This window comes from Kitasatospora sp. NPDC008050, from assembly GCF_042957465.1.
GTDB lineage: Bacteria > Actinomycetota > Actinomycetes > Streptomycetales > Streptomycetaceae > Kitasatospora.
In genome coordinates this window covers 77,383-97,549 of record NZ_JBIBIJ010000002.1, presented here as the reverse complement: position 1 = coordinate 97,549, position 20,167 = coordinate 77,383, and the positions used below count along the sequence as shown (strand labels likewise).

19 protein-coding genes are annotated in these 20,167 nt (G+C 74.7%); 12 read left to right on the top strand and 7 right to left on the bottom strand.

The genetic code is table 11. The annotated features are described in order from the left end of the window. Positions 1-49 precede the first annotated feature (49 nt). Positions 50-928: a DUF3027 domain-containing protein gene (locus ACFZB9_RS03950; RefSeq protein WP_391443414.1), complete on the bottom strand. Its 879-nt coding sequence runs from the start codon at positions 926-928 to the stop codon at positions 50-52. A gap of 723 nt (positions 929-1,651) precedes the next feature. On the opposite strand from ACFZB9_RS03950, the gene ACFZB9_RS03945 reads away from it, so the two are divergent. From ACFZB9_RS03945 to ACFZB9_RS03930, 4 genes are read left to right on the top strand one after another with little or no spacing between them, the layout of a single operon-like run. Next, a complete protein-coding gene (locus tag ACFZB9_RS03945) occupies positions 1,652-3,022 on the top strand; it encodes an MFS transporter (RefSeq protein WP_391444259.1) in 1,371 nt (456 codons plus the stop codon). 26 nt (positions 3,023-3,048) lie between these two features. Beyond that, positions 3,049-3,654, top strand: a complete 606-nt coding sequence (locus ACFZB9_RS03940) for a hypothetical protein (protein WP_391443413.1) — start codon at positions 3,049-3,051, stop codon at positions 3,652-3,654. Next, on the top strand, positions 3,651-4,343 hold the full coding sequence (locus ACFZB9_RS03935; protein WP_391443412.1) for a futalosine hydrolase: 693 nt from the start codon (positions 3,651-3,653) through the stop codon (positions 4,341-4,343). Before ACFZB9_RS03940 ends, ACFZB9_RS03935 begins: the two co-directional genes overlap by 4 nt. A gap of 11 nt (positions 4,344-4,354) precedes the next feature. Then, complete coding sequence (locus tag ACFZB9_RS03930) at positions 4,355-5,203, top strand: 1,4-dihydroxy-6-naphthoate synthase (protein ID WP_391443411.1); 849 nt, start codon at positions 4,355-4,357, stop codon at positions 5,201-5,203. A gap of 27 nt (positions 5,204-5,230) precedes the next feature. Here ACFZB9_RS03930 and ACFZB9_RS03925 read toward each other — a convergent pair whose 3' ends face one another. Then, entirely contained in the window at positions 5,231-5,614 is a 384-nt protein-coding gene (locus tag ACFZB9_RS03925; RefSeq protein WP_391443410.1) for a cold-shock protein, read from the bottom strand. Positions 5,615-6,161: 547 nt separating this feature from the next. Between ACFZB9_RS03925 and ACFZB9_RS03920 the strand changes: the two genes are divergently transcribed. Then, entirely contained in the window at positions 6,162-6,392 is a 231-nt protein-coding gene (locus tag ACFZB9_RS03920; RefSeq protein WP_391443409.1) for a hypothetical protein, read from the top strand. A 25-nt stretch (positions 6,393-6,417) separates the two neighbouring features. On the opposite strand, the gene ACFZB9_RS03915 is transcribed toward ACFZB9_RS03920, so the two are convergent. Then, complete coding sequence (locus tag ACFZB9_RS03915; protein ID WP_391443408.1) at positions 6,418-7,050, bottom strand: HAD family hydrolase; 633 nt, start codon at positions 7,048-7,050, stop codon at positions 6,418-6,420. Positions 7,051-7,171: 121 nt separating this feature from the next. Between ACFZB9_RS03915 and ACFZB9_RS03910 the strand changes: the two genes are divergently transcribed. Further along, complete coding sequence (locus tag ACFZB9_RS03910; protein WP_391443407.1) at positions 7,172-8,134, top strand: ABC transporter substrate-binding protein; 963 nt, start codon at positions 7,172-7,174, stop codon at positions 8,132-8,134. Between the two features lie 119 nt (positions 8,135-8,253). Continuing rightward, on the top strand, positions 8,254-9,138 hold the full coding sequence (locus ACFZB9_RS03905; protein WP_391443406.1) for a class I SAM-dependent methyltransferase: 885 nt from the start codon (positions 8,254-8,256) through the stop codon (positions 9,136-9,138). A gap of 31 nt (positions 9,139-9,169) precedes the next feature. Here the strand turns inward: ACFZB9_RS03905 and ACFZB9_RS03900 are convergent, their stop codons facing one another. Further along, on the bottom strand, positions 9,170-9,385 hold the full coding sequence (locus ACFZB9_RS03900; protein WP_391443405.1) for a hypothetical protein: 216 nt from the start codon (positions 9,383-9,385) through the stop codon (positions 9,170-9,172). A gap of 114 nt (positions 9,386-9,499) precedes the next feature. Between ACFZB9_RS03900 and ACFZB9_RS03895 the strand changes: the two genes are divergently transcribed. Then, positions 9,500-10,084: a TetR family transcriptional regulator gene (locus ACFZB9_RS03895; RefSeq protein ID WP_391443404.1), complete on the top strand. Its 585-nt coding sequence runs from the start codon at positions 9,500-9,502 to the stop codon at positions 10,082-10,084. A 93-nt stretch (positions 10,085-10,177) separates the two neighbouring features. On the opposite strand, the gene ACFZB9_RS03890 is transcribed toward ACFZB9_RS03895, so the two are convergent. Beyond that, entirely contained in the window at positions 10,178-11,311 is a 1,134-nt protein-coding gene (locus ACFZB9_RS03890) for a hypothetical protein (RefSeq protein WP_391443403.1), read from the bottom strand. A 208-nt stretch (positions 11,312-11,519) separates the two neighbouring features. Between ACFZB9_RS03890 and ACFZB9_RS03885 the strand changes: the two genes are divergently transcribed. From ACFZB9_RS03885 to ACFZB9_RS03875, 3 genes are all read left to right on the top strand, one after another. Next, complete coding sequence (locus tag ACFZB9_RS03885) at positions 11,520-14,057, top strand: helicase-associated domain-containing protein (RefSeq protein ID WP_391443402.1); 2,538 nt, start codon at positions 11,520-11,522, stop codon at positions 14,055-14,057. Positions 14,058-14,075: 18 nt separating this feature from the next. After that, positions 14,076-14,795, top strand: a complete 720-nt coding sequence (pgeF, locus tag ACFZB9_RS03880; RefSeq protein WP_391443401.1) for a peptidoglycan editing factor PgeF — start codon at positions 14,076-14,078, stop codon at positions 14,793-14,795. A 263-nt stretch (positions 14,796-15,058) separates the two neighbouring features. Then, on the top strand, positions 15,059-16,693 hold the full coding sequence (locus tag ACFZB9_RS03875) for a DNA repair helicase XPB (RefSeq protein WP_391443400.1): 1,635 nt from the start codon (positions 15,059-15,061) through the stop codon (positions 16,691-16,693). Positions 16,694-16,768: 75 nt separating this feature from the next. On the opposite strand, the gene ACFZB9_RS03870 is transcribed toward ACFZB9_RS03875, so the two are convergent. Then, complete coding sequence (locus ACFZB9_RS03870; RefSeq protein ID WP_391443399.1) at positions 16,769-16,993, bottom strand: hypothetical protein; 225 nt, start codon at positions 16,991-16,993, stop codon at positions 16,769-16,771. Between the two features lie 292 nt (positions 16,994-17,285). On the opposite strand from ACFZB9_RS03870, the gene ACFZB9_RS03865 reads away from it, so the two are divergent. Beyond that, complete coding sequence (locus ACFZB9_RS03865) at positions 17,286-19,352, top strand: HelD family protein (protein WP_391443398.1); 2,067 nt, start codon at positions 17,286-17,288, stop codon at positions 19,350-19,352. A 71-nt stretch (positions 19,353-19,423) separates the two neighbouring features. Here the strand turns inward: ACFZB9_RS03865 and ACFZB9_RS03860 are convergent, their stop codons facing one another. After that, the gene (locus ACFZB9_RS03860; protein ID WP_391443397.1) at positions 19,424-20,110 is read right to left on the bottom strand and encodes a copper homeostasis protein CutC; all 687 of its coding nucleotides are present in this window, start codon (positions 20,108-20,110) and stop codon (positions 19,424-19,426) included. Positions 20,111-20,167 lie beyond the last annotated feature (57 nt).

The following is a 20,167-nucleotide window of genomic DNA, read 5'->3' as shown; positions in this document are numbered from 1 at the left end:
GCCCCGGGCGGCGAAACCGCTCCGGGGCTCCGGCGGACTCTCTGGTGGGTCAGGAGTGGCCCAGCTCCTCCGCCGGGGCATCCGGCTCCACCGAGCCGCCGGCCCGGTCGGGGTGCAGGTGCAGCGGCTCGACCACGGTCTCGTCCAGGATCAGCTCGGCGGGCACCGGCGGGGCCGGCAGCACGGCCGCCTCGGAGTGGCCGCCGCAGCCGTAGGCCAGCGAGACGATCTGGCCGTCGGCCGGTCCGTACTCGTTGCCGCAGACGCCGAAGGCCTGGCCGAGCGAGCCGCCGATCGGGATCAGGAAGCCGCAGCTGGTGCAGGAGGCCGGGGCGGACTGCGCCATCGGGCTCTGCGGGCCGTGCGCCTTCTCCCAGCGGTCGGCGGCCAGGTGCAGGCCGAGCCGGGAGAGCACCCGCGGGCGGGCCATCCCCAGCTCGTCGGCGACGGCGCCGATCTGCGCGCGGGCGGGTGCCGGCTGCACGTGCGGGTCGGACAGCTCCAGGTCCTCCTCGCCGTCGAAGACGGCCGAGTTGGGCGCCGGCTCGTCCTCGCCGGACCAGCCGGGGGTCAGCCGGGCATCGTCCTCGCCGGTGGGCAGCAGGTCTCCGGGGCCCAGGTCGCCGGGGCGCAGCCGCTCGCTCCACGGCACCCACTGCGGTGCGAGCACCGCATCGGCGCCGGGCAGCAGCACGACCTCGTCCAGGGTGACCAGCTTGGCGCGCGGCGCGCGGGCCACGGTGACGGCCCACTGCCAGCCTCGGTAGGCGGTGTCCAAGCACTCGAAGGTGTGGGTGACCACTCGTTCGCCTTCGGCCCGGGCCGCCAGATGCGTGCCGACGGCGTCAGTACCGACCGCCTCGACCGCTGCCTGCCTGGCGAGTTCGACGGCCTCGGCACAGAGCCGGTCGGGGGTACGGCTTCGCATCGCAGCACTCACGGCGTCGGTTCTCTCCAGTCTTCTTACCTGCAGCCTAATCGCCCGGTGACTCGCCCGGGCCGTTCGGGACCGTCGCGGCCGCCGGGGGCGCGCGCCCGTGGCCATCGCGTCGTCGACCGAACCGCGGTACCACTCACTCGAGGTACCGGCCCCTATTCTGCGTGACCGCGAGCCCCACGGGGACCGGCCGCGCCGCCGTCGGACCAGGCCGACCGGTGCACCGCGCGCTCCGCCCTAGGGCTTGTCCGACAATTCCAGCCGGTCGCGTAGTGCAGGCTACCCGTCGGGCAGGTCCACGCGACAGCCCGATGAGCGGCCGTCGAGAGTAGCAGGTGTGCCCGACCGCGCCGAGCGGGCCGCAATCCCTCGTCCCGGGCGGGTTTGTCAGGCAGGATTGCCTGTGTGGCGGACGAAACTCCGTCGCAGCACGCCAGGCCGGTCGCCGTGCCGCGACAGCAGCTCTCGGTCCCCGATGTGGACGATGCGGGCCCACAGCCGGAGGACGGGTCCCCGCTGCCCGAGGCGCCCGCGACCGGGGCGAGTCCGCCGGTCGACCTGACCAAGTCCGCGCGGCCCGAGCCGGCCCCGGCGGCCGCGCCTGAGCCCGCCGCGCAGCCCGACCCGGACGCGGAGCCCGACCCGGACGCGGAGCCGGATCCGAAGCCGGATTCAGAGCCTGAGCCGGACCCGGAGCCGCCGCCGCGCCGCAACCTGCTGATCCGCGGCGCCTCGGCGGCCGGCCTGCGCACCGGGCGGGTGGTGCACGGCACCGGACGGCGGATCCGCAAGGCCACCTCGGCCGACGGCGCCGGCGAGTCCGGGCTGGCCAAGCTGATCGAGCTGCACGCGCTCAACTCCTTCGGCGACATGCTGATCACCATCGCGCTCGCCTCCACCATCTTCTTCTCGGTGCCCACCAGCGAGGCCCGCGGCCGGGTGGCGCTCTACCTGCTGGTCACCATGGCCCCGTTCGCGCTGCTCGCCCCGGTGATCGGCCCGCTGCTGGACCGGCTGCCGCACGGCCGGCGGGCCGCCATGGCGATGGCGATGCTGACCCGGGCGGTGCTCGCCTGGACCATGGCGGGCTCGATCGCCGACGGCAATCTGACGCTCTATCCGGAGGCGCTGGGCTGCCTGGTGGCCTCCAAGGCGTACGGCGTGGTGCGCAGCGTGGTGGTGCCGCGGCTCAAGCCCGCCCGGGTGACGCTGGTGAAGGCCAACTCCCGGGTGACCCTGGCCGGCCTGCTGGCCACCGGCCTCGCCGCCGCGGTGGGCGGGCTGCTGCACCTGGTCGGGCCCTCCTGGCCGCTGCGCGGCGCCTTCCTGGTCTTCGTGATCGGCACCCTGATGGCCTTTCACCTGCCGCACCAGGTGGACTCCGCCAAGGGCGAGCAGCGCGCGGTGCTGCACGCCAGCCCGCACGCCGATCCGCACGCCGCGGGCGGGCCGGCCGGCGAGACCGACGCGGCGCCCCGGCCCAAGGGCACCCTGCGCACGGTGGGTCCCTCGGTGATCCTGGGCCTGCGGGCGGTGGCGGCGCTGCGCGGGCTGAGCGGCTTCCTCACCCTCTTCCTGGCCTTCCTGCTGCGGGTGGCCCCGGTCGGCGGCGTGTCGCCGACGGTGGGCCTGGGCCTGCTCGCGGTGGCGGCGGGCGGCGGCAACGCGCTCGGCTCGGTCTTCGGCTCCTGGCTGCGCAGCCGCGGCTCGGAGGCCTTGATCACCGCGATGCTGCTGCTGGCCACCGGCGCCGCCGCGGCCGCCGCGATCTGGTACAACCTGGTCACCGTGCTGGCGGTGGCCGCGGCCGCCGGGATCGCCGCCTCGCTGGCCAAGCTGGCGCTGGACTCGCTGATCCAGCGCGACGTCCCCGAGGCGGTGCGCACCTCCACCTTCGCGCGCTCGGAGACCCTGATGCAGCTGTGCTGGGTGGCCGGCGGCGCGCTCGGCATCCTGTTGCCGCTGAACGGCACGCTGGGTCTGTCGGTCGCCGCCGCGATCCTGGCCGTGGCCCTGTTGTGGACAGTGCTGGCACTCGTCCGGCTGGGGGTACGCGGCGGCGCACCGCACCCCCGCGTCGCATGATCGGCAGAGTTGGATAGCCTTCGTCCATGAGCCTCAGCACCCGTGTCATCGCCGCCCTCGGCGCCGTGGTCGTGATCGGCGCCGGCACGCTCGGTGGGTCCATCGCCTACGCCTCGGGCCAGCCCAAGCCGATCGCGACCAAGGCCACCGTCACCATCGGCCGTTCCTCGCAGGCGTTCGCGCCGGACCCGGTCTGCTACAACGGCGGCAAGCCGCTGGACGCGGCCGCCAACCAGGCCTGCGCCCAGTTCTCCAACCAGCCCTCGCAGTTCCGCACGCTGTCGGTCAAGACCAGCGACCGGATCGGCGTCGGCCTGGACCCGGACAGCGCGAAGAACGGCTGGCGCGCCTACACCAACGGCGGCGGCGGCCAGGGCACGGCCACCATCTCGAACTACCAGAAGACCAGCACCTTCTCCGGCCTGGTCCCGGCCGTGAACGTGCTGACCCAGGTCCGCGACACCACGCTGACCATCATCGAGTTCGACCCGAAGACCGCCGACTCGGCGAAGCCGGGCATCATCGCGGTCTGGTTCCTCAACCTGAAGAACGACGCCGCCCCGGTGGGCCAGCAGTCGCAGGACGCCAGCCAGGGCCAGCAGCAGGGTCAGGACCCCTCGCAGGGCCAGTGAGCCTGCCGCAGCGCGCCGACGAGCAGCCGAGCCCTCCCAGGGGTGCTCGGCTGCTCGTCGTGGTCGCGGTGGCCGCCGAGGCCGAGGCAGTGCTGCGCGGGGCTCCCGACGGCCGCGTCACCGTGGTGACCGCGGGCGTCGGCCCGGCCGCCGCCGCCTGCGCCACCGCCCTGGCGCTGGCCGCCGAGCGCCACCCGCTGGTGATCTCGGCCGGCATCGCCGGCGGCTTCGCCCCGCTCGCGCCGATCGGCTCGGTGGTGGCGGCCGACGCGATCATCGCCGCCGACCTGGGCGCGCAGACCCCCGACGGCTTCCAGGACGTGGCCGAACTGGGCTTCGGCACGGTGCGGCACACCCCGCCACCGGCCGCGCTCACGCTGCTGGCCGAGGCCACCGGGGCGGTGGTCGGGCCGGTCCTGACCGTCTCCACCGTCACCGGCAGCGCCGACCGCGCCGCGGAGCTGACCGGCCGCCACCCGGGGGCGGTGGCCGAGGCGATGGAGGGCTTCGGAGTGGCCGAGGCGGCCGCCCGGTGCGGCGTGCCGGCACTGGAGCTGCGCACCGTCTCCAACGCCGTGGGCCCGCGCGACCGGGCCGCCTGGCGGATCGGCGAGGCACTGGCCGCGCTGGAGCGCGCCTTCGCCGCGCTGCCCTACGACCGACTGACCGCACTGCACCCGCTCGACTGAGGAGACCACCGGTGGCTGAGCCGCTGCGGATCGCGTACTCGCCCTGCCCGAACGACACCTTCGTCTTCCACGCCTGGACGCACGCGCTGCTGCCCGGCCAGGCGGCGCCCGAGGTGCTCTTCGCGGACATCGACGTCACCAACGGGCTGGCCGAGCGCGGCGAACTGGACATGCTCAAGGTCAGCTACGCCGCACTGCCCTGGCTGCTGGAGACGTACGCGCTGCTGCCCTGCGGCGGCGCGCTGGGCCGCGGCTGCGGGCCGCTGGTGCTCACCAGGCCCGGCGAGGAGGGCGACCTGAGCGGGCGCCGGATCGCGGTGCCCAGCGAGCGCTCCACCGCCTACCTGCTGTTCCGGCTGTGGGCCGCCACGGCGGTGCCCGGCGGGCTCGGCGAGATCGTGGTGCTGCCGTTCCACGAGATCATGCCGGCGGTGCGGGACGGCCGGGTGGACGCCGGACTGGTGATCCACGAGGCGCGCTTCACCTACCAGGAGTACGGGCTGGCCAAGCTGGCCGACATGGGCGAGGCCTGGGAGGCGGCGACCGGGCTGCCGATCCCGCTGGGCGCGATCATCGCCAAGCGCTCGCTCGGCGCGGCCAGGCTGCGCGAGCTGGCGGCGGCGGTGCGCGGCTCGGTCGAGGCGGCCTGGGCCGATCCGGCGGCCTCCCGGGAGTACGTGCTGGCGCACGCGCAGGAGATGGACCCGGCCGTGGCCGACCAGCACATCGGCCTGTACGTCAACGAGTTCACCGCGGAGCTCGGCGACGAGGGCTACGCGGCCGTGCGGGCGCTGCTGACCCGGGCGGCCGAGGAGGGCCTGGTCCCGGCCCTGGCACCCGAGGCACTGGCCTTCCCGTAACGCGTCACGGGAAGGCCTGCCCAGGGCTCAGATGTCGAACTGGTCGGCCACCGCGCGCAGCACCACGGCAAGCTTCTGCCCGGCCGGCTTGGCCGGGTAGCGGCCGTGCTGCAGCCCCGGCAGCGCGCCGTCCAGCATGGTGATCAGGTCCTGCACGATCGGCGCCATGTCGTCGGCGCTGCGGCGCTGCGCGGCGGCGACCGACGGCAGCGCGTCCAGCAGGGTGACCCCCATCGCCTGGTCGCCGCGGTGCCCGGCGACCACCCCGAACTCCACCCGCTGACCTGGCTTGAGTGCGCTCACGCCGGCGGGCAGCGCCTTGCTGTGGACGAAGACGTCATCACCGTCGTCGCGCGACAGGAAGCCGAAACCCTTCGTCTCGTTGAACCATTTGACCTGGCCGGTGGGCATCTCGAATGTCCTCAGTGTGGATGGGTTGGGTGTGGCGGCGCCCCGGCGTCGTCGTCGGGGTGCCCGGTGCGGAGAGGGGGTGGCCGGTCGCGCGGTGCGTCCGGCGTGGGTCGCGGGTGGAGGCCGGCGCGGACGGGCCGGTGAACGGCGATCCGTCGGCGGCAGGCTAACGACCGGTCAAGGGTTTCACTCGCACACGTCCGGTGGTTGGAATCCGGCTCTGGCGAGTGCGGCCGGCCAGGGCGTGGCACGGCCTGCTGACGACGGCTGGGCAGACCTCAAGGCTCACACCCCCTGACTGGACGATGGGATCGGGCGACCCCGTGCGAAACCTGCATACCCCCGCCAGCGGGAGTCCGAAACTCGCTGTCCCCGGCGAACCGCAGGCAGTGACGAGGCCCGGATCGACGCAGGTGACGAGGGGTCGGCGGGCACCGGCCGGGCGGCGGCCCGGTTGCGGTCCGGTTGCGGTCCGGGTTCTGCGAGACTGGGGCGATGGCTCCGCGGGAGTGCCGCGGACGGGCGACAGGTGCAGCAGGAGGCGGCCGTGAGCAGCAAGGCGTCGGGCGAGGGCCTGGTCCGGATCGGGGCGGTGGTCTTCATCATGGGCGCGCTGGCCACCATCGCGACCTTCGTCCCGCTCTTCTTCCACCTCACCCCGCTGCCCACCCCCGCCTACTTCGCGAGCATGCTGATGCCGCTGGGCTTCCTGGTCGCACTGATCGGCCTGTTCCGCTCGGCCCGCGCCCAGGCCCGCCGGGCCGACGCCCAGGCCTGAGCACCGGCGCCGACCACCGCCGCGGCTAGCTGTCGCGGCGGTGGTCGGCCAGCCAGGCGGGGAACTCCCGCAGGTCCGCCAGCACCACGTCCGCGCCGGCCTCGGCGAGTTGCCCGGCGTCGTACGGCCCGGTGGCCACCGCGACCGCCAGCGCCCCGGCCGCCCGGGCGCCGATGATGTCGCCGAGGTGGTCGCCGACGTAGATCTCGGCGCCGTGCTCGCGCAGCGCCGTGCCCTTGGTCTCCGCCCACAGGTCGCCGACCAGCGCGTCGTGCTCCAGGCCCGCGTGCTCCAGGTGCAGGCGCGCGTTGGGCTCGTACTTGCCCGTGATCACCACCACCCGGCCGCCGGCCGCGCGGACCGCCGCCACCGACTCCCGCGCGCCGGGCAGCGGCACGGTCGGCGCCAGGGCGTAGTCGGGGTAGAGGGCGCGGTAGCGGTCCAGCGCGGCCGACAGCTGCTCCTCGGCGAACCAGTTGGTCAGCTCGACGATGAGCGGCGGGCCGAGCCGGGTGACGGCGAGGTCGGCGTCGATGTAGGTGCCGGTCTCGGCGGACAGCGCCAGGTAGGTGGCCCTGATCCCCGGCCGGGTGTCGAGCAGGGTCATGTCGAGGTCGAAACCGACGGTGAGCGGGGCTGGCACGGAGATCGCAGACATACCTTCACCTTAAGGCGCCCCGCATCCCGTTATATTTCCGGCAAATAGGACATCCTTCCCAGGGGTCCGCTTCCCCCGCCCCGCTCTCGCCCTGACAGCCCGCCGGACGCCGAGGAGCCCGATGCACCGTCACCCACCGCGCCGAGCCGTGCTGGGCGCGGCGCTGGCGACCGCACTCGGCAGCTGCCGCCGGGCCCCGGGGGTGCGGCCGCCGCGGCCGGTGAGCACCGCCACCGCCGCGGCCAGCGCCACCGTCACGGCGGCGACCGGCGCGGTGGCCGTGCCGGGCCGACCACTGCGGGTGGTGACACTGGACACCGCCGAGCTGGACTCGGCGATGACCTTGGGGATCACTCCCGTCGGCGCCTGCCGGGCGCCCTACGACGCCGACCTGCCGGGCTACTGGCCCACCTCCCGGCTCGCCGAGGTGGCCGACGCGGGCAGCATCGGCACCCCGGACCTGGCCCGGATCAGCGCGCTGCAGCCCGAACTGATCCTGGGCAACCTGCTGCGCGACGGCGCGCACTACGAGGCGCTGCGCGCGATCGCGCCCACCGTGCTCAGCCGGACCACCGGGTACCCGTGGAAGGACAACGTCCAGCTGCACGCCAGGGCGCTGGGCCGGCCGGTGGAGGCCGACGCGGTGGCCGCCGTCTACCGCGGCCAGCTCGCCTCGACGAGCCATGCGCTCGGCGGCCCGGGCGCCACGGGCGCGCGCAGGGTCAGCCTGGTCCGGTTCGCCCCGGGCGGGCGGATCCGGCTCTACGGCCGGCAGAACTTCCTCGGCACGATCCTGGCCGACCTCCAGCTCGGCCGGCCCGAGGCGCAGAACGTCGACCAGTTCGACGTCGAGGTCGCCCCCGACCAGCTCGCCGGGGCCGACGGTGACGTGCTGCTGTACGCCGTCCACGGCGGCGCGGCCGCCGGCGCCGCGCCGGTGCTGGCCGGCCCGGCCTGGCACGCGCTGGGCGCGGTCCGCGGCCACCGCGCCTTCCCGGTGGACGACCAGCTCTGGTTCGAGGGGATCGGCTACACCGGCGCCAGCCTGATCCTCGCCGAACTGCAGTCCCTGCTCAGCTACTAGGGCCTGTACCAGGGCCTGCTCCGGAGCCCGTCCTAGAGCCCGCAGGGCGCTCACGCACGCCCACGTCAGCCCTGACCGACCCCTTGTGACCCGCACCACACCGGGACCACCATGGCGGTATGACGAACACTCAGCTCCGAGGTGAGTCACCCGCCGGGCAGGACGAGGCGGCCCATCGCCGCAAGTCCGCCCTGGCCCACGCGTTCTCGCTCGCGGCCGACGAGTACGACGAGGCCAACGGCGGCTTCTTCAATCCGATCGGCGCCCGCCTCGCCCGGCTGGCCGGCCTGCGCCCCGGGGACCGGGTGCTGGACATCGGCTGCGGCCGGGGCGCGGTGCTCTTCGCCGCGCTCGCCGAAGTGGGCCAGGAGGGCTACGTGGTCGGCATCGACCTGGCCCCCGGCATGGTCCGCGCCACGGCCGCGCAGGCCGCCGGGCGGGGCCTGCGCAACATCTGCGTCCGGGTGGACGACGCGGAGGCGCTCGGCTTCCCGGACGGCTCCTTCGAGGCCGCGCTCTCCTCGTTCGCGGTGATCTTCACCCCCGATCCGGCGGCCGCGCTGGCCTCGGTGCACCGGGTGCTGGCGCCCGGCGGGCGGTTCGCCTTCACCGCCTTCGGCGCGGACGAGCCCGGCTGGGAGCGGCCCGGCGCGGCACTCAACGCCTTCCTGCCGCCCGAGGCGGCCCGGGTGCGGCAGAGCAGGGCGGCCAGGTTCAACCCGCTGGGCCGCAGCCCCGAGGAGGCGGCCGAGCTGCTGCACCGGGCCGGCTTCGGCGACGTCCACACCGTCGAACACCCCGCGGCCACCCACTACCCGGACGCCGAGGCCTGGTGGCGCTCACAGCGGGCGGGCGGGTGGCGCGGGGTGCTGGAGGCGATCCCGGCCGAGCGCCTCGACGAGGCGCGACTGGCGGCGCTCGCCGAGCTCGCCCCGCTCATGGCGGCCGACGGCAGCCTGGTGCGGCGCACCGCGATCCGCTACACGACGGCCCTGCGGGCGTAGAGGGTCCGCCGGCGCCCGCCGGCGGACCCTCTCACCGCTTGCCGATCGTCGCGGCGTGCAGCCGGTGCAGCACCGGTATCAGCCCGTACACCACCACCGGCACCACGATTCCGGACAGGATCAGGGTGCGGACGACGAGCGGCAGGTGGGCGGTGTGCGGGCCGAGCAGGCCCAGCACCAGGGTGATGGTCGGGTAGACGGCGACCCAGGTGATCACGGCGCGATGGTGCACGGAGAGAGCGGACATGGCGATACCCCCCAGGGGAATGCAAAACTCCAACTAACTGGTTGGAGTGAGTCTGACACTCCTCCGGGGCAATGTCCAACCATTCAGTTGGATATCTCGTCCTAGACTGCCGCCATGGCATGGGACACCGAGAGAACCAAACAGCTGCTGCTGGACGCCGCCGTGCGGGAATTCGCCGAGCACGGCCCCGAAGGTGCTCGGGTGGACCGGATCGCCAAGCTGGCCGGCGTCAACAAGGAGCGGATCTACCAGTACTTCGGCAACAAGGAACAGCTCTTCGGGCACGTCATCGACCAGGAACTGGCCAAGGTGATGGCCGTCGCCTCACCGCTGCCCGAGAACTGCGTGGACCTCGGCGAGTTCGCCGGACTGCTCTTCGACTGGCACGCGGCCAACCCCACCTTCCTGCGCCTGCTGCGCTGGGAGGGCCTGCTGATCGAGCCGCAGCCCACCGCCCGCGACAACGAGCGGGCCGCCTACTACGCCCAGCGGGTCGCGGCGATCATGGAGGCCCAGCGGGCCGGGACGATCAGCCGCGAGCTGCCCGCCCAGCACCTGCTGTACGCCGTCTTCGCGCTCTCCGCCTGGTGGTTCACCGCGCCGAAGGTGATCGCCATGGTGATGACCGGACTGGCGGACGACACCCTGGCCGGCCGGCGCGCGGCCCTGGTCAAGCTGGCCCGCAAACTCGGGCAGTGACCCGGGCCCGGGGGCGCCAGGGCGCCGGGCCCGGGTCAGCGGGCGCCGGTATCAACCCCGCGGGCGTCGGCCTCAGCCCAGCGGGCGCCGGTATCAGCCCAGCGGGCGCCGGCGCATCGCCACCGCCAGCAGGAAGACGGCCGACAGCACCCCCGCCAGCCGCAGCACGCCGGGCGCGGCGGTGAGGGTGGCATGGGTCACCGGGGCGCCCTTGGCCAGCGCGTCGCCCCAGCGGCCCTCGGAGCGCCCCCAGAACCAGATGCTGGACGCGGTCATGGTGATCATCGGAATGCCGAAGACCGCGAACTTCTTGGTCAGGTTGCCGAGCCGGGCCGAGAGGTAGGCCAGGCCCCAGCCGGCCAGCAGCACCAGGATCACCCCGCTCACCGCACCGCCCACCAGCACCGCGACGGCGAGCAGCAGCAGCGGCGAGGGGCGCCGCCCTGCCAGCACCGAGCCTGCGGGCAGCTCGCCCGCCGCCTCGATCTCCTGCTCCTGCTCCGCCTCGGCGCCCTTGCCGACCTCACCGCCCCTCCCGCGCCGGCCGGCCTTGCGCCCCTTGCCGCGCTGCTCGGGGACCGGCACCTCCTCGGCCGGCGGCTCGACGGTCACGGTGTCGTCCGGCGGGAACTCGATCATGACGGAGTCCCAGCCGGGGAAGTCGGCGGCGCCAGGCGGCGGCCCCGCGGTGGGGGTGGCCGGCGCGATCAGCCAGGCGGCGGGGGTGCCGTCCTCGGGCGCGGCGGACGCCTGCCGTGGGATCTCGGCGGCCGGCTCCTGACGCCGCCCTCCGGCGGCCGGGGTGCGCTTGCGGAAGATCGAGTGCGACGCCCGGCGTGCCGGGGCCTCGGGGGCGGCGGACGGATGACCCGCAGCCGACCGACCCGCAGCCGACTGCCCGGCGGGCGGCGCGGACGGCCGCGGGGGTACGGCGGGCCCGCTCAGGTACACCCCGTCCTGCGCGCCGGCCTCCGCCGCGGCCTGAGCTGGCGTCGATCCGGGCGCCGAGCCGGGCGCCGAGCCGGACGCCGGACCGGCTGCCGAGGGCGCGCCGGCGCCGGGCACGGCGCCCAGCACCCGCCAGGGCCCGTCCACCCGCCACCACTCGCCGCCCGACAGGCCGCCGGTCAGCCGCTCGCCGGCCTCGCCACCCGCCGGCCGAGCACCGCCCGCAGGCTGAGCACCGCCCCGCTCGCCAGGCCGTCCGCCCGACTGCCCACCCGCCATCGTCCGCCACCCTGTTCCGTACGCCAGGCCCCGCCGCCGCTGACGCTACCGACTGCCGTCCAGCCACGCGAGAGCTACCCGCCCTATGCCCCGCGCGTCGCCGTGCCACCCCCGAGCGCCGGGGGTCGCCGGCGGGTGGCACAGCCCACCGGGGTTCCGCACCGGCGCGGCACCCCGCACGCCAACTGCTACGACTACGCTGGGTCGGATGACCACCGAGCCGAACGGAGCCTCCGGCGGGGCCCGCACCCTCGCCGACGAACTCCGCGCCAGCAGCGACCAGGCACTCGCCACCCTGCTGCGCCTGCGCCCCGATCTGCTCAACCCCGTGCCGACCGACCTCACCCAGCTGACCGCCAGGCTCTCCAGCCGGGCTTCCGCGCTGCGCGCGCTGGAGCGGCTGGACCGCTTCACGCTGCAGGTGGCCGAGGCGCTGGCGGCGATGCCCGACGGCGGTGCGGCCACCGTGCTGCGCGATCTGCTGGCCGGACCGGCCCGGGTCAAGGCGCACCCCGGCGCCGAGCCGGTGGACCGGGCCGCGGTGATCGCCGCGCTGCCCCGGGCGCTGGCCGCGCTGCGCGAACGCGGGCTGCTCTGGGGCGCCGACACGGCGCCGCACCTGGTGATCGCGGTCCGCGAGGCGCTGGCGCCCAGCGCCGCCGGGCCCGGTGGCACCGGCCTCGGGCCGACCCTGTCCGAGGCCACCCTGGGGATGTCCCCGGCCCGGCTGCAACAGCTGCTCACCGGCGCCGGCCTGCCCGGCACGCCCGACCCGGTGACCGCGGTGGCCGCGCTCGGCGGGCTGTTCGCCGACCGCAAGCAGTGCGCCGCGCTGCTCACCGAGGCCCCGCCGGCCGCGCTCGGGGTGCTGGACCGGCTGGTCTGGGGCCCGCCCACCGGCACCGTCCCCGACGCGGCGCGCCCGGTCACCGCCGATCAGGCGCGCAGCCCCGTCGAGTGGCTGCTGGCCCGCGGCCTGCTGCTGCCCTCCGGCCCCGGCACCGTGGTGCTCCCCCGCGAGCTCGCGCTGCACCTGCGCGGCGGACGCAGCCACCGCTCCGTCGCGCCCGTCCCACCGGTGGTGGTCCCCACGGCCGAGCGCGATCCACAGGCTGTGGACAGCGCGGCCGCCGGCCAGGCCCACACCGCGGTCCGCACCGTCGAGGAGCTGCTCGACCTGTGGGGCCTGCAGCCGCCCGCCGCCCTGCGGGCCGGCGGCCTGGGCGTGCGCGATCTCAAGCGGGCCGCCCTCGCCCTGGAGACCGACGAGACGAGCGCTGCCTTCTGGCTCGAACTTGCCTACGGTGCAGGCCTGTTGGCCCCTGACGGCGAGGTGGGCGAGCTGGCCGGGCGGACCGGCGAGGTCTGGGCCCCCACCCCCGCCTACGACCTGTGGCTGCAACAGCCGACCGCCGAGCGCTGGGTGGTGCTGGCCCGCGGCTGGCTGGCCGGCACCCGGGTGGCCGGGCTGGTCGGCGCGCCCGACGGCAAGGGCAAGGCCCGCGCAGCCCTCGGACCCGAGCTGGACCGGGTGCTGGCACCGGTGACCCGGCGCGCCGTGCTCGGCCTGCTCGCCGAGCTGCCGCCCGGCACGGTGGCCGACGCCGACGCACTGCTGCCCGTCCAGCGCTGGCACCGCCCGCTGCGCGGCGGCCCCACCGGCCCCGACGGGCGCGAACTGCGCGACCAGCTGACCCAGTGGAGCCTGGCCGAGGCCGAGCTGCTCGGCGTCACCGGGCGCGGCGCGCTCGGTGCGGCGGGCCGGGCCCTGCTGGCCGGGCAGGACCCGGCGCCGGTGCTGGCCCCGCTGCTGCCGCAGCCGCTGGACCACGTGATCCTGCAGCCCGACCTGACCGCGATCGCCCCCGGCCCGCTGCTCACCCCGCTCGCCCAGGCGCTGGCGCTGTGCGCCGAGATCGAGTCCAAGGGTGGCGCCACGGTCTACCGGTTCACCGCCGAATCGGTTCGCCGAGCGCTGGACGCCGGGCGGACCGCCACCGACCTGCACGCCTTCCTGGAACAGCACTCCCGCACGCCCGTCCCGCAACCGCTCAGCTATCTGATCGACGACGTCGCGCGCCGGCACGGCGTGCTGCGGGTCGGCGCGGCCGGCTCCTACCTGCGCTGCGACGACCCCGCGCTGCTCGCCGAGGTGCTCGCCGACCGCCGCGCCGCCGAGCTGCGGCTGCGGCTGCTCGCCCCCACCGTGCTGGCCGCCCAGGCCGGCCCGGAGACGGTGCTGACGGTGCTGCGCACGATGGGCTACGCGCCGGCCGCCGAGTCCGCCGAGGGCGACCTGCTGATCACCCGCCCCGACAGCCACCGCACCCCGCCGCGCAGCGCACCCACCCCGGTCGCCGACGGCCCCACCGCCCCGGACGAGGTGCTGCTCGGCGCGGCCGTCAAGGCGATCCGAGCCGGCGACCGGGCCGCCACGGCGCACCGCCGCGAGACCGTCACCGGCCCCGCCGCCGCCCGCCCCGAAGCAGGCCCGGCCCGCACCGACACCCGCCACCTGCCGCGCACCGCGGCCGCCGACACGCTGGCCGCGCTGCAGACCGCGGTGATGCTCGGCGAGCGGATGTGGATCGGCTACATCAACGCCGAGGGGCTGGCCTCGCAGCGGGTGATCGACCCGGTCAAGGTGGAGGGCGGCTACGTCACCGCCTTCGACCACCACGCGGAGAAGCTGAACACCTTCGCCCTGCACCGGATCACGGGCGTGGCCGAACTGGACGAGGACTAGCTGGGTAGGGTCGCGGATATGGAACTCGCCCCCGGCATCCGCTGCGCCGTCTCCGACCGTCACGGCGGCGTCAGCCCGGCCCCCTACGGCCGCAACCTGGGCGGAGCCACCGCCGACGACTACCAGAACGTGCTGCGCAACCGGGCGCTGACGGCCCGCCAGTTCGGCCTGGCGCCGGACAAGGTGGTCTGGATGCGCCAGGTGCACAGCGCCACCGTGCAGCAGGTGAGCGCCCCTTGGGGCAGCGAGGCGCCGGCACTGGACGGCGTCTGGACCACCGAGCCCGGCCTCGCGCTGGCCGCTCTGGGCGCGGACTGCGCCGCCGTGCTGCTCGCCGACCCGGTCGCCCGGATCGTCGGCGCCGCCCACTCGGGCCGGGTCGGCACGCTCACCGGCGTCGCCCCGAACCTGGTGGCCGCGATGGCCGAGGCCGGCGCCGAGCCGGCCCGGATGACCGCGCTGATCGGCCCCGCCGCCTGCGGCAGGTGCTACGAGGTCCCGGCCGCGATGCGCGAGGAGTCCGCCGCCGTCCTGCCCGAGGTCTGGTCCACCACCCGCCAGCACACCCCCGCCCTCGACCTGCGCGCCGGCATCACCGCCCAACTGACCCGCGCCGGCCTCACGGACATCCGCCACGACGCCCGCTGCACCATCGAGGACCCGGCCCTCTTCTCCCACCGCCGCGAACAGACCACCGGCCGCTTCGCCGCCTACATCTGGCTCGACCCACGGGACTGATCCCCACCGCGCGGCTACCTGGTAGCACCGCGCGGCCAGAGAACCTTCACAGGGACCCCGAAGCGAGACCTTCGCAGCTGCCGGGCCACCCCCGTAGAGCCGTGACAGGGCAGGGCGGTCCGGGCGCGCCCGCAGCCCGACCGCGCCCCGGGCGCCACAACTCACGGCCCGCGCGCCCCGCCTTTCCCCACTCCCGGCCCCGAAGGCTTCGCCGATGCGGGACACTGGAGGGTCCGCGCCCGACCGATGGAGGACCTCTCACCGTGAACAACGGGCCACTGATCGTCCAGAGCGACAAAACTCTCCTGCTGGAGATCGACCACCCCCAGGCGGCCGACTGCCGTCGCGTGATCGCGCCGTTCGCCGAACTGGAGCGGGCGCCCGAGCACGTGCACACCTATCGGGTGACGCCGCTGGGGTTGTGGAACGCGCGGGCCGCCGGGCATGACGCCGAGCAGGTGGTGGACGCGCTGGTGAAGTACTCGCGCTACCCCGTGCCACACGCGCTGCTGGTCGACGTCGCCGACACGATGGCCCGCTACGGGCGGCTGCAGCTGCTCAAGCACCCGGTGCACGGGCTGGTGCTGACCACCACCGACCGCCCGGTGCTGGAGGAGGTGCTGAAGTCCAAGAAGATCGCCCCGCTGGTCGGCGCCCGGGTCGAGCCCGACACCGTGGTGGTGCACCCCTCCGAGCGCGGGCAGATCAAGCAGGTGCTGCTCAAGCTGGGCTGGCCCGCCGAGGACCACGCCGGGTACGTGGACGGCGAGGCGCACCCGATCGAGCTCGACCAGAACGGCTGGCAGCTGCGCCCCTACCAGCAGCAGGCGGTGGAGGGCTTCTGGCACGGCGGCAGCGGCGTGGTCGTGCTGCCCTGTGGCGCGGGCAAGACACTGGTCGGCGCGGCCGCGATGGCCGAGGCCAAGTCGACCACGCTGATCCTGGTCACCAACACCGTCTCGGCCCGGCAGTGGAAGCACGAGCTGGTCAAGCGCACCTCGCTGACCGAGGAGGAGATCGGTGAGTACAGCGGCACCAGGAAGGAGATCCGCCCGGTGACCATCGCCACCTACCAGGTGATGACGACCAAGCGGAAGGGCACCTACGCCCACCTGGAGCTGTTCGACGCCCGCAACTGGGGCCTGGTGGTCTACGACGAGGTGCACCTGCTGCCCGCGCCGGTCTTCAAGTTCACCGCCGACCTGCAGGCCCGCCGCCGGCTCGGTCTGACCGCGACCCTGGTGCGCGAGGACGGCCGCGAGGGCGACGTGTTCAGCCTGATCGGCCCCAAGCGCTTCGACGCGCCGTGGAAGGAGATCGAGGCGCAGGGCTACATCGCGCCGGCCGACTGCTGCGAGGTGCGGGTGACCCTGACCGACTCCGAGCGGCTGGCCTACGCCACCGCCGAGCCGGAGGAGCGCTACCGCTACTGCTCCACCACGGCGACCAAGCGCCGGGTGGTGGAGGCGCTGGTCAAGAAGCACGAGAAGGACCAGACACTGATCATCGGGCAGTACATCGACCAGCTCGACGAGCTGGGCGAGGTGCTGGACGCACCGGTGATCAAGGGCGAGACCAGCAACGCGCAGCGCGAGAAGCTCTTCGAGGCGTTCCGGAGCAAGGAGATCAGCGTGCTGGTGGTCTCCAAGGTGGCCAACTTCTCGATCGACCTGCCCGAGGCGACGGTGGCCATCCAGGTCTCCGGGACCTTCGGCTCCCGCCAGGAGGAGGCCCAGCGGCTGGGCCGGGTGCTGCGGCCCAAGGCGGACGGGCACTCCGCGCACTTCTACTCGGTGGTGGCCCGTGACACCGTCGACCAGGACTTCGCGGCGCACCGCCAGCGGTTCCTGGCCGAGCAGGGGTACGCCTACCGGATCATCGACGCGGACGACGTGTAACGGACGGTAGACGTGTAGCGGACGATAGCTGCGTAACGGACAGTAGACGTGTAACGGACGGTAGTCGGCAGCGGACTACAGCTTGACGCCGTCGCGCCCGAGGAAGACCACGCGCGCGGCGGTGTCGAGCACGATGCCGACGTTGCGCACGGCCTGGTTCAGCGGCCGTCGCCGGCGCGTGCCGTCGATCGCGGAGGCCGCGGTGGCGCCGACGGGCGGGCTGGTCAGGGACTCGGTGGTGGTGCGCGCCCGGGGGGTCTTGGCCGCTGCCCGGGGCGCCGTGACGTTGACGGTGCTCATGTGTTCCACGGTAGTTTTCGAGCGCCGCGGATACATCGGCCCAAAGTCCGTAGTCGCAGGAGCCGAACTCGTCCCCCCGGCGTAGCCGACCCCGAGACACTTATCCGGCGAATATCCGTTAGCGCGGGGACGAACGGCGCTCTATGCTGTCCGGTCTGCCCCCTCCCGAACCGTGGTGCCGTACGTGGCAGCCGTGGGAGGCCCTGGCCGCTCGGCAACCGGTCAGGTTCCTTCACTGTGAGCTACGACGAGACCGCCGCGACCCCCAACGGCGCGGCCGGGAAGGTTCGCTGTGCCATCCCCCGCCACCACCGACACCGCCGTGCCCGACCCGCTGCAGCGCGAGCGCGACCACCTCGCCTTCTCCCGGGCCGCCCTGCGCGCGATGCGCGAGGACGCCCAGGCCCTGGACATCTCGGACGTGGCCGGCACCTGGGTGACCGCCGAGGTGCTGCGCAAGCAGGTCGAGCGCCGGATCGCCGCGCTGGCCGACCTCGCCCACACCCCGCTCTTCTTCGGCCGCCTGGACTTCCTGCACGCGATCTCCGGTGATGCGAGCGAAGGTGCCGGCGGAGAGCGGTTCTACATCGGGCGGCGCCACGTGCACGACGCCGAGGGCGACCCGATGGTGATCGACTGGCGCGCGCCGGTCTCCCAGACCTTCTACCGGGCCAGCCGCAAGGACCCGATGGACATCGGCAAGCGGCGCCGGTTCGGCTACACCGGCGGCGAGTTGACCGCCTACGAGGACGAGAACCTGAGCGACCCGGCCGAGTTGGAGAGCGCCTCCGCGCTGCTCGCGGCCGAGATCGAGAAGCCGCGCGTCGGCCCGATGCGCGACATCGTGGCCACCATCCAGCCCGAGCAGGACGAGATCGTGCGTGCCGAGGTGACCGGCACGGTCTGCGTGCAGGGCGCGCCCGGCACCGGGAAGACCGCGGTGGGCCTGCACCGGGTGGCGTACCTGCTGTACGCGCACCGCGAGCGGCTCGCCAAGTCCGGCACCCTGGTGATCGGGCCGAACGCCTCCTTCCTCTCCTACATCGAGCAGGTGCTGCCCGCGCTGGGCGAGTTGGACGTGGCGCAGGCCACCGTCCAGGAGCTGGTGCGGCATGTCGAGGTGCGCGGCACCGACTCGGCCGAGGCGGCCCGGATCAAGGGCGACGCGCGGATGGCGCAGGTGCTGCGCCGGGCCGTGCGCTCGGGCATCACGCTGCCCACCGAGCCCTGCGTGGTGGTGCGCGGCTCCCGGCGGTGGCGGGTCCCGGTGTTCGAGCAGGTCGAGATCATCGAGGAGCTGGCGAGCCGGGACATCCGCTACGGGGCCGCCATGGAGGCGCTGCCCCAGCGGATCTCGCACGCCGTGCTGCTGAAGATGGAGCAGGGCGGCGAGGCCCCCGACGACCGGGTACAGGACGCGGTGGCCCGCTCGCGCGAGGTCAAGGCCATGGTCAAGGCCTGCTGGCCGCCGGTGGACCCGGCCAAGCTGGTGCACCGGCTGCTCACCGACGCCGAGTTCCTGGCGAGTTGCGCGGACGGGATCCTGGACGCGCCGGAGCAGGAGGCGATCCGGTGGGCCAAGCCGGGCCGCTCGCCGAAGACCGCGCCGTGGACGGCTGCGGACGCGGTGCTGGTGGACGAGGCCGTCGACCTGGTGCACCGCACGCCCTCGCTCGGCCATGTGGTGCTGGACGAGGCGCAGGACCTCTCGCCGATGCAGTACCGCGCGGTGGGCCGGCGCTGCAGCACCGGCTCGGCCACCGTGCTGGGCGACCTGGCGCAGGGCACCACCCCGTGGGCGACCGGCAGTTGGCCGGAGGCGCTGCAGCACCTGGGCAAGCCGGGCGCGCACATCGAGGAGCTCACCACCGGTTTCCGGGTGCCCGAGGAGGTGATCGCCTACGCCTCGCGCCTGCTGCCGGCGATCGCCCCGGGCCTGGCGCCCGCCACCTCGATCCGTGCCGCCGTCGACTCGCTGACGATCCGCCGGGCCGGCGAGGAGGAGCTGGTCGCGGCGGTGGTGCGGGCCTGCCGGGAGGCGCTGGCGCACGAGGGCTCGACCGGCCTGATCGCCGCCGACGCGCGCCTGCCGCTCTTCGAGGCCGCGCTGGCCGAGGCCGGGCTCGCCTATCTGACGCCGGGCACCGAGACCACCGCGGAGAGCCGGCTCACCCTGGTGCCGGCCTCGTTGGCCAAGGGTCTGGAGTACGACTACGTGGTGCTGGACGAGCCGGCGGCCGTGGTGGCGGGCGAGCCGGACCGGCGCACCGGCCTGCGGCGGCTGTACGTCTCGCTGACCCGTGCGGTCTCCGGCCTCACGGTGCTGCACGCCGAGCCGCTGCCGGCCGAGTTGAGCTGAGCTGAGCCGAGCTGAGCCGCTGAACGGCGGCTCAGCCGTTCAACCGCCCAGCCGCCCAGCCGTTCAACCGCTCAGCTGTCGATCAGCGCCCGCCACTGGGCGACCTTGGCCGCGTCCACCGGCGAGTTCCAGCCCGCGGCCCGCACCGCGCCGCCCACGTGGAAGGCGTCGAAGCCCTCGGCCCGCAGCCGCGGCAGGTGCTCGGCGTGCAGTCCGCCACCGATCAGGATCTGCTGCCGGTAGCCCGGCTCCCCCGACTTGGCCAGCTCACCGGCCAGCACCTCGCCGCCCGCCGCGACCCCCGCGGCGGCCCCCGAGGTGAGGAAGGTGTCCAGGCCCGGCAGCTCGCCGACGGCGGCGCGCAGCGCGGCCCGGTCGGCGCTGTGGTCGATCGCCCGGTGGAAGGTCCAGCGGCAGCCCGCCACCGCCTCGGCCACGGCGCGCACGGCGGGCAGGTCGACGTCGCCCCGCTGGTCCAGGAAGCCGAGGACGAACTCCTCGGCGCCCTCGGCCCGCAGTGCCGCCGCCCGGGTCACCAGCTCCGCCAGGTCGCCGGCGCCGAAGCCGTCCCGGATCCGCAGCATCACCCGCAGCGGCAGGTCCACGGCCGCCCGGATCGCGGCGAAGTCGGCGAGTGCGGGGGTCAGTCCGTCGGCGGCCATGTCGGTGACCAGTTCGAGCCGGTCGGCGCCGCCCGACTGCGCGGCCTGGGCATCGAGCGCCGTCAGCGCGATGACTTCGAAGATTGGTCTAGACATATCGGTAGCCTGCCACACCGCCCCGCCCGGCCGCGAGCCCCTACCGGAAACCGCGCC